Genomic DNA, 14,504 nt, shown 5'->3' with positions numbered 1-14,504 from the left:
TTACTACTTTTGACCTTCTTGTTTTTCTATTCTTGGAATAATTTCAAAATCTTCTGTTTCCGATAATTCTGAAAAATTAGGAATATTTTGATATTTAGCTTCTTCGAAATGGTACGAACTTGATTGAATATACTCAGACAAATCTTGAATCAAGTGTAACTGACCAGTTCGTGCATCAGGCATAACAACATCTACAGATATAATATTGTTTTCTGAGTCCGCCTCATAAGTTAAAATCATAAATTTTTCGATATTCGAATTTTTAGTAGCTTGTTCAATTTCTTGAATCATTTCATCAGAAACTAACTCCATCTGAATTGGAAAAGAATGACTATCTTCATCATTTTTATAGGAAGAATGTTGATTAAGATAAAGTGTATTAATCTGAGCATATTCAAATAAGTAGCCACTCTTATTTTTTTGTACCAAAGGAAATTGGTTCGTAAGTCGCTTCTTACCCTTTATAATTAACAATACTTTCCCATATTTTTCTGTATTTGTTTCAAATTCTAAATATCCCCAAGTCTGTCCTGCTAATTTTAATTTATACTCAAACAAATCTGCTGATGCAAATGCAGTATCAATATGATTAGGTCGCGTCCATGCATAACCATTCGACACTATCATGGTCTCTCTTTTTTCTAGACGTTCATCTACATAATCTTTTTGCCCTTTCATCAAAGTATCTACAATTTTTTGTGCCTCAAGCGAATCAAAGAGATCCTGATTCAACATAATTCTTCCTCCTTCAAATTCTTTTTAATGAATTATATCATTTTCTTAAAGAAATTACTACAATAATTAGCTTTTTCTTAAAGTTGCATATCAGAGTAATTTAAAAAATTATATCTTCTATAGTAAAATCAATTAAAAACTGAACAAATTTATTGGGAAATTCAAATCACTTTCTTAAAATATTTTAGGAATCATAATGTACTATTCCAGATTCAATTCATTATAAAACTAGCCTTTCTCCTGCAAAAGAAAAAGGAAAGACTTCCTTTCGTGCCTTTCCTCTTACTTGCTACTTGTGTGATTATTTTTGGTAAGCTACTGCTTGTTTGATAAAGTCCTCAATCGGCTCTCCCTCGTGGAGAGCTTTTACAATTTTCGAACCGACGATAACGCCATCTGACACCGCATTGAAACGTTCCACATCGGCTTGACTAGATACGCCAAATCCTGTCAAGACTGGAATGTCTGCTACTTGATGCAATTGTGCCAAGTGCTTGTCCAAGTCTGCACGGTAATTGCCAGATTTCCCTGTCACCCCATTGATGGCAACTGCATAGACAAAGCCTTCTGCCCCCTTGATCAACTCTTTCTGGCGCTCAATTCCTGTCGTCAAACTAACTAGAGGAATCAAAGCAATGTCTGTATCTGCCAAAAATGGCTCTACAAAATTGGCATGCTCATGAGGCAGGTCTGGAATAATCAAGCCCTTAACCGCTGTATCTGCCAAATCTTTGACAAAATTCTCCACACCGTACTGAAAGAGGGGGTTAAAGTAGGTCATGATGACCAGCGGAACCTCTGTTTCAATGGTTTTCAAGGTTTCAACCAAAGCCTGGTTAGAGGTTCCGTGGGCTAAACTGCGCAAGCCTGCTTCTTCGATAACAGGTCCATCTGCAACAGGGTCTGAAAAGGGAATGCCCACTTCAATGGCCGAAACACCTAAATCTTCTAAAAAGTGGATTGTTTCTCCGAGTCCATCCAAACCTTTTTCGTGGTCACCAGCCATGATATAAGGAACGAAAATTCCTTTTCCAGTTGCTTTAATAGCGTTCAATTTTTCTGTTAGTGTCTTAGGCATGAGCTTCTCCCTTCTTTGCTGCATCTGCTTCCAAGCGGTCTTTGACTTGAACTACATCCTTGTCCCCACGACCCGATAGGCAGACAATCATGGATTTGTCTTGTCCAAGTTCTTTGGCCAATTTCACTGCAAAAGCGATAGCATGGCTAGATTCCAAGGCTGGGATAATCCCTTCCACACGAGACAAGAGTTGGAATCCTTCCAAGGCTTCTTCGTCTGTCACAGGAACATAGCTGGCACGTTTAATATCGTGGTAGTGAGAATGTTCTGGACCAATACCAGGATAGTCCAAACCTGCTGAGATAGAGAAGGCTTCAAGAATTTGACCATGGGCATCTTGGAGCACATCCATGAGAGAACCGTGAAGGACACCCGGACGACCCTTGGTCAATGTAGCTGCGTGATGCTCTGTATCCACACCAAGTCCTGCTGCTTCAGCCCCATACATAGCTACTGACTCATCTTCTACAAATGGATGGAAGAGACCGATAGCGTTAGAACCACCACCAACACAAGCTACTAGGGCATCTGGCAAATCTTGACCTGTCAAGTCACGGTACTGTTGTTTAGCTTCTCTACCGATGACACTTTGGAAGTCACGAACGATTTCTGGGAATGGATGTGGCCCCAAGGCAGAACCAAGAATATAGTGGGTATCATCGATATTAGCTACCCATGAACGAAGGGCTGCATTGACCGCATCCTTGAGCACGCGCGAACCATCTGTTACTGCTTCAACCTTAGCTCCCAAAAGCTCCATACGGAAGACATTGAGGGCTTGGCGTTTGACATCTTCCTCACCCATGTAGATAGTACATTCCATGTTAAAGAGGGCTGCAGCTGTTGCAGTTGCCACACCGTGCTGACCAGCACCTGTTTCAGCGATAATTTTCTTTTTACCCATGCGTTTAGCCAGAAGAACTTGTCCCAAGGCATTGTTAATCTTGTGGGCCCCTGTATGGTTGAGGTCTTCCCGTTTGAGATAAATCTTGGCTCCGCCAATATGCTTGGTCAAGTTTTTTGCGTAGTAAAGAGGAGTTTCACGTCCCACATACTGGCGCAAGAGTTGGTTCAATTCCTCTTGGAAACTTGGGTCTGCCTGACTTTCACGGTAGGCCTTCTCCAACTCCAAAACTGCTGTCATCAATGTTTCTGGGACAAAACGTCCGCCGAATTTTCCGTAAAATCCATCTTTATTTGGTTCTTGATATGCCATTCTTTACCCTCTCTATAAATCTTCTAATCTTTTCATGATCTTTTTGTCCATCTGTCTCCACTCCGCTTGATACATCTACTGCATAGGGAGTAAAGTGTTGAATTGCTTTTACTACATTGTCTTCATTAAGCCCACCTGCGATAAAGAAAGGCTGAGTTAGTCCAATCGTATCCAGTTGAGCCCAGTCAAAGGTCTGGCCACTCCCAGCCACAGGGGCATCAAAGAGTAGATAGTCTGCCTGAGAATTGGGTACATGACCCTCTCCATCCACCTGCACAGCCTGAATACTGGCACAAGGCAAATTCTCAAATAAATCATCTGCCACCTGACCGTGAACTTGAACCAAGTCCAAGCCAACTTTGTCAATGACTTCTAGCAGTTCTGCCCGACTTGGTGAAACAAATACGCCAACCTTTTTGACATCTGCAGGAATAAGCTTTGCCAGCTCAGCAGCTTCTTCCAAAGTCACCTGTCTTTTACTAGGTGCGAAGACAAAACCGATATAGTCTGCTCCTGATGACACGGCTGTTTCTACCGCTTCTTTGGTCGATAGTCCGCAAATTTTAACCTTTGTCAATCTGCAACTCCTTGATTCTCTGGGCCACATCTTCTGCCTGCATGAGAGCTGTCCCTACTAAAATTCCGTTAAAGTATGGTGCTAGTCGTTCCGCATCCTGCCCTGTGAAAATAGCAGATTCAGAAATGTACAAGCAATCATCTTTGAAATGTTTAGCCAAATCTACACTGGTCTGCAAGTCAACTTCAAAGGTGGTCAAGTTGCGGTTATTGACTCCGATAATCTCAGCACCAAGTCTATGAGCCACCTCTAGTTCAGCAAGATTATGCGTTTCCACCAAGACTTCCAGACCAAGATCTGTCGCATAGTCATACAGTTCCTTGAGGCGTTCTTCGGACAAGGCTGCCACGATGAGCAAGATAACTGTTGCACCTGCATTGCGGGCTCGGATGATTTGCTTTTTATCGATAATAAAGTCCTTGTTAAGCATCGGAATCTGTACCTGACTGGAAATCTCCCGTAGATAATCCAAATGACCTTTAAAGAAAACTTCATCTGTCAGAACAGAAATCATCACTGCTCCGTTCGCTTCATAAGTCTGGGCCTGTTGCACAATATCTACATCTAGATTGATATCTCCCAGACTAGGGCTAGCTTTCTTGACTTCAGCAATTACCTGTAAACGGTCTTGGTGTTGTTTTAGATAGTCAGCCAAGCGATATGTCTGGCGCAGGGGCTGGATTTCCTCCAACTTCATCTGCTCAACCTCACGCGCCTTCTGCTCTAAGATTCGTGCTAAAAATTCCTGACTCATTTTTGGTACTCCTGTAACAGTCTGAGTTTTTCAAGAGCCTTGCCACTAGCAATGACTTGACGAGCTAAAGCAACTCCTTCCTTGATGCTATCAACCTTACCATTAGCATAGAAACCAAGACCAGCATTTAAAACTGTCGTTTCCAAGAATGGACTTGGTTCATTTTTAAGAACGCTGAGCAAAATTTCTGCATTTTCCTGAGCATTGCCTCCACGAATATCTTCGATAGCGTAGCGCTCCATCCCCAGATCTTCTGGAGTAAAGCTTGACAAGGTGATTTCGCCATTTTCAAGAAGAGCAATATTGGTTGTTCCATTCAAACCAGCTTCATCCAATCCTTCTGGCCCAGCAACCACGATGGCACGTTTGCGACCCATATTTTTCAAAACCTGAGCTGTACTTTCTAGCAGTTCTGGACGACTAATTCCAAGAAGCTGTGTTTCCAAGGCCATTGGATGAATCAGTGGACCAGTCAAGTTCATAATCGTTGGAATTCCCAATTCCAAACGAGCTGGCATGATGTATTTCATAGCTGGGTGCATATTTTTAGCAAAGAGAAAGACGATTCCAGTTTTATCAAAAACCTTACCTAGTTCAGCTGGTTTGAGGTCAAGATTGATGCCCAATGCTTCGAGGACATCTGCAGAACCAGATTTAGAAGAAATCGAGCGGTTACCATGCTTGGCCATGTGAACACCACCACCAGCCAAGACAAAGGCTGCAGTTGTGGAGATATTAAAGCTGAAAGACTTGTCCCCACCTGTACCACAGTTGTCCATAGCATCATGAATCTCAGTTGGAATATGTTGGGCATGTCCTCTCATGACTTGGGCAATGGCTGTGCGTTCTTCAGGTGTTTCCCCCTTCATCTTAAGAGCTAAGAGGAGAGAAGCAATTTGCGCCTCCGTTACACGCCCAGTTACGATACGCTCAATGACATCCGTCATTTCCACACCTGATAAATTTTCAAATTTTGCTAGTTTTTCAATAATCTCTTTCATCCTAGTTTCCTCACTTTACAACCTTCTCGATAAAATTCCGAATAGAAGACAAGCCGTCTGGCGTTCCAATGCTCTCTGGATGGTACTGGAAGCCATAAATTGGTAGGTTTTTATGTTGAATCCCCATGATGGCTTGGTCATCAGTCGAACGAGCTGTCACTTCAAAGTCTTCTGGCATTTCTTCAATCAAAATACTGTGGTAACGCATGACCGCACGGCCATCTTCGATACCTTGATACAAAACAGATGGTGCTTCAAAGCTGATATTGCTCTGTTTCCCATGCATGACTTTTGGAGCCAAACCTAACTTACCACCAAAGACTTCTGCAATGGCTTGGTGGCCCAAACAAATCCCAAGAATCGGCTTCTTGCCGGCAAAGTCACGAATCATATCTTCCATCTTTCCAGCATCAACTGGCCAACCCGGACCAGGAGAAAAGACCAGACCATCTGCTTTTTCAGCTTCTTCATACAGCTTGGGATCATCATTTCTCAAGACCTGTACTTCTGCAAAATTCCCAATGTATTGGGCCAAGTTATAGGTAAAAGAATCATAGTTGTCAATCAATAAAATCATGGTCTTAGTTCTCCAATTCTAGTCATAGATTTAGCCTTGTTAATGGTTTCTTGGTATTCGTTTTGGGCGATGGAGTCGTAGACAATCCCTGCCCCAGCCTGCACATAAGCTGTTTGATTTTTGAGAATCATCGTTCGGATGGCAATGGCAAAATCCATATCACCCATCGCAGACAAGTAGCCGATTGCTCCTGCGTATACGCCACGTTTTTCTGTTTCTAGTTCATAGATACGTCTCATGGCCCGAATCTTTGGTGCTCCAGAAACAGTTCCAGCAGGAAGTGTTGCTTTCAAAGCATCCATAGCAGTGAGTTCTGGAAGCAAACGCCCCTTGACAACACTGGTCAAATGCATAACATAACGGAAGAGCTCCACTTCCATATACTTGGTGACTTGGACACTGGCTGTTTCAGAGATGCGACCAATATCATTTCGTCCCAAGTCTACTAACATCCGATGCTCTGCTGTTTCCTTCTCATCCGAAAGCAGGTCTGTCGCCAAATCCTTGTCTTCTTCATCCGTAGCGCCTCTTGGTCGTGTCCCTGCAATCGGATTGGTTGTCACGATGCCATTTTTGACGGAAACCAAACTTTCTGGACTGGCACCGATGATTTGATAATCACCAAAATCATAGAAATAAAGGTAATTAGAAGGATTAGTCACGCGGAGATTTCTGTAGAAGTCAAATGGATTTCCAGTAACTTCTGCTGAGAAACGCTGACTGAGTACACATTGGAACATATCCCCGTTACGAATCAAGTCACGAGCCGTTTCCACCATTTCCTCAAACTTCTGAGGAGCGATATGGGGTTTGAAGTCAAGTGGTGATAAATCCAAATCTTCAAATTCATTTGGAGCAGGAATGCGTAATTCCTCAAGCACTTGGTTCAAGGCTTTTTCCAAGTCTTCTTGACTACGCTCACTATAGAGTGCATCCTCGATGACATGGATTTTTTCTTTCTTGTGGTCAAAGACAATATAACTCTCATAGACGAAGAAATGCATGTCTGGCGTTCCAATAGTATCTTCAGGAATTTGACCAATTTCTTCATAAAGTGAAATCATATCGTAACCAACAAAACCAATGGCCCCACCACCAAAAGGTAGGTCTGAATGGTGCTGGCTCTTATGAGTCACTTCATAAAGGAAATCCAAGGGATCCTGATCAATCACTTGACCATTTTGATAAAGGACTCCATTTTCAAACTTAATCTCAAAAACAGGATTATAGGCTAGGATAGAAAAACGAGCTGTTTCCTTGTCTCTCGGAATACTCTCTAAGATAACCTTGTGTTGCCCCTTTAGGCGCATATAAGCCAAGATTGGTGATAAGACATCTCCATGAATAATTCGTTCCATTGTAATTTCCCTTTCAGTTCTACTTCTAGTTCGTGGTGACTGTATGAAAAATCCCCACGCAAAATAACTTGCGTGAGGACGAAATTCGCGGTGCCACCTCAATTATAGGATTTCTCCTATCTCTCATTCCTGTCTTAGAAAGATTCTGTAACAGGCTGTGCGATAAAGGGCACTCCCTTGAGAATTATGTTTTCTTCTCTCGTTTCAGATGGACCCAACCTTACAACTTTCTCTGCTTGTTTCCAGCAACCACAAGCTCTCTGTGAGAGAAAGGACTGTAATTTTTCCATCTATTATTTTTTAGCTTCTAGGTAGTCTGCAATCGCAGCTACGTCCTTGTCTCCACGACCAGAGACATTGATGATGATAATGTCGTCTTTACTTAGTTTCGGTGCACGTTTAACTGCTTCTGCGATAGCATGCGAACTTTCAATCGCTGGGATAATTCCTTCAGTCTTACTGAGAAGGAGGAGAGCCTGAACAGCTTCTTCATCCGTCGCAGCCACATATTCCACGCGACCTGAATCTTTAAAGTAGGCGTGTTCTGGGCCAACACCTGGATAGTCCAATCCAGCTGAGATAGAGTAAACTGGAGCCAGCTCTCCATCTTCCTTAAAGACTGCATAAGTCTTCATGCCGTCGACAATTCCGATACTACCTTTTGTCATAGTAGCTGCGTGCTTGTCTGTGTCAAGTCCATGACCAGCAGCTTCAACCCCAACCAATTTAACTTCTTCATCAGCCACATACTGAGAAAATGCACCAATGGCATTGGAACCACCACCTACACAGGCAATAACGTAGTCTGGTAAACGACCTTCTTTTTCTAAGATTTGGCGACGAGATTCTTCACTGATGATTTTTTGGAACTCATGAACAATAGTAGGATAAGGGTGAGGACCCACAGCAGATCCCAGAACATAGAAGGCTTCAAGGTCATTCATCCATGCTCCAAAGGCTGCATCGACTGCATCCTTAAGAGTTCGTGTACCCGTTTCAACTGCGTGAACAGTTGCTCCCATCATCTCCATACGGAAAACATTGAGACGTTGACGTTCCACATCCTCTGCCCCCATGTAGACATCACAGGCCATACCAAACTTGGCTGCAGCTGCCGCCGTCGCAACCCCGTGCTGACCAGCTCCTGTTTCTGCGATTACTCGTTTTTTGCCCATGCGTTTAGCAAGAAGAATTTGTCCTAAAACGTTATTGAGTTTGTGAGAACCAAGGTGGTTAAGATCTTCACGTTTGAGATAAATCTTAGCACCACCTAGATGCTCTGTCAAACTTTCTGCAAAATAGAGCGGTGTTTCGCGACCTGAATAGTCCTTTAAGTAATGGCGAAATTCTGCCAAAAATTCTGGATCATCCTTATACTTGTCAAATGTCACTTCCAACTCATCTAACAAAGCCTGAATCGGCTCCGGTACAAAACTACCACCAAATTGTCCAAAATAACCTTTAGTTGTCATAAAATTTTTCCTCTTTCTGTATGAATCCGGCCTTTTTGTTTGCTTTTAGTAGTAGGAAGGAGCTGCAGATAGAACTCAAGTTCATCAAAGCGACTTAACACCCTAATAAAAGATAAACAAAACGACGGATAGAAAAAAGCCCACACACAGAATATACTTCCATGTGAGGGCGTTGGTAACGCGGTGCCACCTCAATTATAAAGGGACTATCCCTTTACATCTCTGCCTTGTCTAACAACAAGTTGCACTGTAAGGTGTGCGCACCGAATTTTCATTGTTTCAAATTCATTTTTAAAATCAGCCCACTTTCACTACTTTCAACCACCTGTTCACAATCACCACAGGCTCCCTGAAGATCAAAAATAGTTACTTTTCTGATTTGTTGAACTTATTTTAATACTTTGTTTTTTCTTTGTCAAGACTTTTTTACGATTTTTTTGAAAGATGTGTGATTCGAATGTGATAATGTCTTTAGTAAATCGAATGTGAAAATGTCCCACTTGTTGGAAATTGGATCCAACTCAATAGAAACTGAATAGATGCTAAACAGAACTTACTTTAGAACACTCCATCTTTTCCATTAGGATTTTCAAGAATTAAACAATACTAGAAACTCTGTCTCCTAACAAGTTTAGTAGAAACTTCAACAGATGTGACACTTTCCCCCTTTATAATTGCTAATACCCCTTCAATCATTTCTTGAGCTAATTTAACATAATTAGGAGAAATTGTAGATAAAGCTGGAGTATAATATTGAGAAATTGGAATATTGTCAAATCCGATTATTGAAATATTATCAGGAATGGTAATTTCCTTCTCATAGCAAGAACGAATCAATCCCTGTACTTTTTCATCACCGGATACAAAAATCAAATCAGGATAATTTTGATTAGATAGATGTCTTGTAGCATATGAATAAACCGAATCTATTGTAGTTAGACCATATACTACTTTCAAATCCATTTCATAGTTATTATCATTTAAAAAAGCACGAACCCCTCTCTCTCGATCAATATTAACAAGGGATTCTCCTCCCATAAGTAACCACATACTATTAATGTTTTCTTTTGATACTAATTTCATCATGTCATAAGTGGCCTGAAAATTGTTGTTAGAAACATACACAACATTAGGTGTTCTAGATTCTCCAAAAACTATGAATGGCATTTTATTCTTTTGCAAGTAATTAATCCGAATATCTTCTTTACTTTCATAAAATACTATTACACCATCTATCAAGCTTCCTGTACTCGAGATTATTGAATTACTAATTGTATCTTCTTCACTAAAATATTCAACAATAGCGTTAACACCATACTCTTTACAAGTTTGTAAAACTTTATCTAATAAAGTTTGAAACCAAATTAAAGGAAAAGAGTCGATTTTTTTTACAGAAATCAATATATTTATAGCTTCTTTTTTAGTTAAATTTTTTGCATACGCATTTGGAATATAGGATAACTCATCGATGACTTTTTTTATGGCATTATAAGTCTCAGGTTTTACTCTATTCCCTCCATTTATTACACGTGAAACTGTCTTTGGAGAAAAACCAGACAAACGTGCAATATCATATATCGTTACCTTTTTCCCTTTTTCCATTAAAATACTCCTGTCATAAACCTTCACTATAACTATACAATATTTAAATTATTTTAACAAGAAAATTACATTCTAATCTTTTAATCTAGTTTACATCTGGAGGAAATACTTCACTAAATCTACATTAACTTTCAGTACTAGTAACATAAATTTTACAATTCAATTCACTGTTTTGTACTATTTTGTAAACTGCATTACAAATCACCGGATAAGAAAATACACTACCTGAAAATTCCAAGGAATCATTTTCAGTAAATCCTTCTGTATTTAGAAATGTATTCATTATCTGTTCAATATAACACTCTAATATGGGAACAGCTTTCTCCTTAACAATAACATTTCTAAGCATTTCTTCAAATGGTAAATGACAAGCGAACACCATCTCACAAACATCATAAAATGAATGGAAGTGGTATACCTGTATGAGATTATAGTCATCAAAATAAGTTACTTTTCCTGCATCAAAATCCACTTTATATACTCTCAAATTAGTTAGATCCTTTTCTTCAAAAATTATTATGGACACCTCTAAAAACTACCGATTTTCTATTTTTATTGCTCAGAAAACGTTGATACATCAATGTTTAAAAGTATTGAAATTGAGTTTTTAGATGTGCCCTTATATTTCTTATTATTTAAAGAAAACAAAAGGACTAGAATAATCCGTCCCTTTGTTTATCCCTAGATTAGCTGATTTCCTCAACATAAATCACACCAACAATATTAGCAATTTCTTCCATTAGTTTAAGGTGCTCAAATCTACCTGATAATTCCAGAGTAATAAATGACGCGATTTTTTTGTCTGGAACATCAAAATATTCAATTCTTTCTGAATTAACATCTCCAAATGCAGTTCTAGAATCAGTCATTCTAATGCCATTCTCAGCACAGTATACTAGTACCCGATTATATGCCTCTGTAGATCTAACAACGATATACAATTCGATTATCTTTGAACGACTTTGAAGATATTTTTTTAAAGGTTGGAACATAGTTATAACACTCCAAACAGACATTGCTCCTAGTATGGCTCCTTCATAAAAACCAACACCAATAGCTAGACCGATTCCAGCTGAAGCCCATATTCCGGCTGCAGTTGTTAAACCAGTTATTTTCTTTTTATCTGTAATAAGTATTGTTCCAGCCCCAAGAAAACCAACACCTGATATAACCTGCGCACCTAAGCGTGTAGGATCTCCTGTACCAAATTTATAAGATACATACTCATTAGTCATCATAATTAAACATGCAGCCAGACAAACAATACTATGTGTACGAATACCTGCTGGTTGAGATTTACTTCCTCTCTCTAAACCAATTACACCACCAATAACTAATGAAAGTACAATTCTTAATACAATTTCGATATATGATAGTCCTAAGCTTGTTGCTTGCATTATTATTTCCTTTTTCTACTAACTGGTCTCTGAGTAAAGTATAAAACAGAACCAGAAATTATCATTAATACAATTGTATAAACAAATACCAGAGCTTGTGCATTAGATGTTGCTGTTTCATCACCTGCAGATCGAATCGTAATACCTAATGGTTGAGCTAGGGGATGGTAAAGGAATACAGATAAGTCGAAGTCAGTTAATAAAGAGTTAAAGTTTAAAGCAATAACAGAGAGAACAACCGGTAAAATAAATGGAATGATAACCTTCATCATAGTATAAAAAGGTGAAGCACCCATACTTCTTGCTGCATCTTCCATCTCATCATCAACACTAAATAAAATGGCACGTACCATTCTATAAGAAAATGGGATTTTTACAACTATATATGCAATAAGTAGAATTACCAAACTACCTACCAAAATCTGATTCAAGACAAGAAATTGTGGCTGATTAAAAGTAAATAATAAACTTACTGCTAAAAGTGTACTTGGTAGTAACCAAGGAAGTAGAGCACCATATTCAAATAAGAAATCAAAACGAGATTTATGTTTTCTGACAACACGAGCAAATACAACTGCGAGAATTGTTGCTGTTGTCGCAGCAATAATAGAATAAATAAAGCTGACCAAGAATGGAGAGAATGCCGCACTATTACTAAAGAATAAGCGATAATTTTCTAAAGTAAAGTTTGATAATGTTAAGTTACCTGTTTGAATTGCAACTGGATCTGTAAATGAGTATAATACTATAAAAATTAGTGGAAGCATGAAAACTGTGAACAATCCATATGCTACAATGTGAGCAATGATATTCCAAGGCTTAGACGCAATTTTTTGTTTTTTAAGAGGCGCTTTAGTCTTAGAGATAGAAATATAATTTCCACCTTTTTCTATCTTATTCATGATAGTAAGCAAAATTGTAGTTGCAATACCTAAAATAATTGCAAGTAAGGCAGCTAAATCACGAGAATTCCCCATCCCTGCAAATGTAATAATCATTGGATTTATAGTTTGAAATTCTTTACCACCAACAATCATGGGTGCTGCTACTGCAGATAAACCACTAAGAAAAACCATAATAGTAAGTGCAAATAGAGTTGGAATTAAGGTTGGTAACACTACTTTTCGGAAAACAGTAAATGGTTTTGCTCCCATATTTCGAGCAGCCTCAATAGTGTGATAGTCAACGCTTCGAATTGTATTTGTTAAAAACAATGTATGATTAGCAGTTCCTGAAAATGTCATAATGAATAAGACTGCACCATACCCAATAAACCAGTTAGGGTCTAAAGAAGGGATAACATTTTGTAAAAATTTTGTAATCAATCCATATGGACCATAGACAAATTTATATCCAGTCGCTAAAACCACTCCTCCATAAATTAAAGAGGTCATATAACCTAATTTTAAAATTTTAGCACCTTTAATATCAAAGTACTCTGTAAATAGAACACAAAGAATACCTACGACATTAACTGTAATAATGAGTGAAAATGCTAACTTAAAACTGTTCATAATACTCTGAAGTGCCCTCTGAGATTTTAGAACACGATGTACAGCATCAAGGGAAAATTCTCCTCCTTTTACAAATACATTCACTACTAGATCAAAGTTTGGATAAATAATAAATGTTACTAAGAACCAGATTAACCCTAAACGAATAAGCCAATCTTTTAAATTTAATTTATGACGCATACTGCACCTCCTTAAAATTGCAGAACGTCTGATGGTGTGATAAATAATTCCACACTTTCTCCGACAGATCTAATAGCAGCCTGACTATCAATACTTGTTACATTAAGAATCTGACTTTCAGAAACTTTTATTGTATAGTGAATTGTAACTCCAGAAAACTCAACATCAATAATTGTCCCTTTTAGAATGAAATCTTGTTCAGTTTCACGATTGAATCGAACTTTCTCTAATCGAATGTATCCTTTTTTATCTTCTAAGAAAACGCTTGCATTTTTCAGTAATACTTCGTGGACTGTTTCATCGGTCAAAACATTAATATCTCCAATAAAATCACATACAAATTCAGTTTGAGAATTATGATAAATTTCTACTGGTGTACCGACCTGTTCGATGTATCCATTGTTAAAGACTGCAATTCTATCAGATAAAGTCAAGGCTTCCTCTTGATCATGAGTAACATATAAAGTAGTAATACCTAACTCTTTTTGAAGTCTTTTCAACTCTTTTCTCAAATCTACACGTAATTTTGCGTCAAGGTTTGACAATGGTTCATCTAGACAAAGAATTTTAGGTTCAAGAACCAGAGCACGAGCCAATGCTACCCTTTGTTGTTGACCCCCAGATAATTCTGATACATTACGCTGTAACTGTTGATCAGAGATCTTAATTTTTGCTGCTACTGCTGATACTTTTGCTTTAATAACATCTGGAGCTACCTTCTTAACTTTTAAACCAAATGCAATATTATCAAAAACAGTCATAGTTGGAAATAGCGCATAAGATTGAAATACAATACCAATTCCACGCTTTTCAGGTTCCAAATGAGTGACATCTGTTCCATTAACTTCAATACTTCCTGATGATGGATCTAGAAAACCTACCAATGCTCTCAAAGTAGTTGATTTACCACATCCTGAAGGTCCAAGAAATGTAAAAAATTCCCCTTCATGTATATCTAAATTTAGATTATCAATTGCAACAAAATCACCATATTTAATTTGAATATTATCAAATTTAATCATCTCACTAACTCCCTCTATTAC

The 14,504-nt window shown here is 38.6% G+C and carries 14 protein-coding genes, 1 pseudogene and 2 other annotated features; of the genes and pseudogenes, 1 reads left to right on the top strand and 14 read right to left on the bottom strand.

The window, feature by feature from the left end:
• Positions 1-3: 3 nt before the first annotated feature.
• Entirely contained in the window at positions 4-735 is a 732-nt protein-coding gene (locus ACLV7Q_RS02250) for a hypothetical protein (RefSeq protein WP_218757385.1), read from the bottom strand.
• Between the two features lie 228 nt (positions 736-963).
• Here ACLV7Q_RS02250 and ACLV7Q_RS02245 point away from each other — a divergent pair.
• Positions 964-1,065, top strand: a pseudogene (locus tag ACLV7Q_RS02245) (prepilin peptidase); the annotation flags it as partial.
• On the opposite strand, the gene trpA reads toward ACLV7Q_RS02245, so the two are convergent.
• From trpA to ACLV7Q_RS02180, 13 genes are all read right to left on the bottom strand, one after another.
• Positions 1,037-1,813 (bottom strand): tryptophan synthase subunit alpha, encoded by a 777-nt coding sequence (gene trpA, locus ACLV7Q_RS02240; RefSeq protein ID WP_218757384.1) that lies wholly within the window; start codon positions 1,811-1,813, stop codon positions 1,037-1,039. The pseudogene ACLV7Q_RS02245 and the gene trpA sit on opposite strands and share 29 nt — an antisense overlap.
• Complete coding sequence (trpB, locus tag ACLV7Q_RS02235; RefSeq protein WP_218757383.1) at positions 1,806-3,029, bottom strand: tryptophan synthase subunit beta; 1,224 nt, start codon at positions 3,027-3,029, stop codon at positions 1,806-1,808. The genes trpA and trpB (ACLV7Q_RS02235) overlap by 8 nt, the downstream gene beginning before the upstream one ends.
• The gene (locus ACLV7Q_RS02230) at positions 3,007-3,606 is read right to left on the bottom strand and encodes a phosphoribosylanthranilate isomerase (RefSeq protein WP_218757382.1); all 600 of its coding nucleotides are present in this window, start codon (positions 3,604-3,606) and stop codon (positions 3,007-3,009) included. The genes trpB (ACLV7Q_RS02235) and ACLV7Q_RS02230 overlap by 23 nt, the downstream gene beginning before the upstream one ends.
• Positions 3,593-4,360, bottom strand: coding sequence for an indole-3-glycerol phosphate synthase TrpC (gene trpC, locus ACLV7Q_RS02225; protein ID WP_218757381.1), 768 nt, complete (start codon positions 4,358-4,360; stop codon positions 3,593-3,595). The genes ACLV7Q_RS02230 and trpC overlap by 14 nt, the downstream gene beginning before the upstream one ends.
• A complete protein-coding gene (gene trpD / locus ACLV7Q_RS02220; protein ID WP_084950194.1) occupies positions 4,357-5,361 on the bottom strand; it encodes an anthranilate phosphoribosyltransferase in 1,005 nt (334 codons plus the stop codon). Before trpD ends, trpC begins: the two co-directional genes overlap by 4 nt.
• A 10-nt stretch (positions 5,362-5,371) precedes the next feature.
• Positions 5,372-5,938 (bottom strand): aminodeoxychorismate/anthranilate synthase component II, encoded by a 567-nt coding sequence (locus ACLV7Q_RS02215; protein ID WP_000601909.1) that lies wholly within the window; start codon positions 5,936-5,938, stop codon positions 5,372-5,374.
• Complete coding sequence (gene trpE / locus ACLV7Q_RS02210; protein ID WP_218757380.1) at positions 5,935-7,296, bottom strand: anthranilate synthase component I; 1,362 nt, start codon at positions 7,294-7,296, stop codon at positions 5,935-5,937. The genes ACLV7Q_RS02215 and trpE overlap by 4 nt, the downstream gene beginning before the upstream one ends.
• Before the next feature lie 71 nt (positions 7,297-7,367).
• Positions 7,368-7,599: a binding site (T-box leader), on the bottom strand.
• Positions 7,590-8,768 (bottom strand): tryptophan synthase subunit beta, encoded by a 1,179-nt coding sequence (trpB, locus tag ACLV7Q_RS02205; RefSeq protein ID WP_023946054.1) that lies wholly within the window; start codon positions 8,766-8,768, stop codon positions 7,590-7,592. (Overlaps the previous feature by 10 nt.)
• A gap of 162 nt (positions 8,769-8,930) precedes the next feature.
• Positions 8,931-9,160 (bottom strand) — a binding site (T-box leader).
• Between the two features lie 214 nt (positions 9,161-9,374).
• Entirely contained in the window at positions 9,375-10,370 is a 996-nt protein-coding gene (locus tag ACLV7Q_RS02200) for a LacI family DNA-binding transcriptional regulator (protein WP_218757379.1), read from the bottom strand.
• Between the two features lie 124 nt (positions 10,371-10,494).
• Positions 10,495-10,896, bottom strand: a complete 402-nt coding sequence (locus ACLV7Q_RS02195) for a hypothetical protein (protein ID WP_411865980.1) — start codon at positions 10,894-10,896, stop codon at positions 10,495-10,497.
• Between the two features lie 160 nt (positions 10,897-11,056).
• Complete coding sequence (locus ACLV7Q_RS02190; protein ID WP_001149044.1) at positions 11,057-11,767, bottom strand: MgtC/SapB family protein; 711 nt, start codon at positions 11,765-11,767, stop codon at positions 11,057-11,059.
• 2 nt (positions 11,768-11,769) lie between these two features.
• Entirely contained in the window at positions 11,770-13,461 is a 1,692-nt protein-coding gene (locus ACLV7Q_RS02185) for an ABC transporter permease (protein WP_166732130.1), read from the bottom strand.
• An 11-nt stretch (positions 13,462-13,472) separates the two neighbouring features.
• On the bottom strand, positions 13,473-14,483 hold the full coding sequence (locus ACLV7Q_RS02180) for an ABC transporter ATP-binding protein (RefSeq protein ID WP_033679773.1): 1,011 nt from the start codon (positions 14,481-14,483) through the stop codon (positions 13,473-13,475).
• Positions 14,484-14,504: the final 21 nt, after the last annotated feature.

This window comes from Streptococcus mitis (genome assembly GCF_965111725.1).
GTDB classification, from domain to species: Bacteria; Bacillota; Bacilli; order Lactobacillales; family Streptococcaceae; genus Streptococcus; species Streptococcus mitis_DV.
Note: the sequence above shows the minus strand (reverse complement) of the source record. Positions and strands in the feature narration are given on the sequence as shown.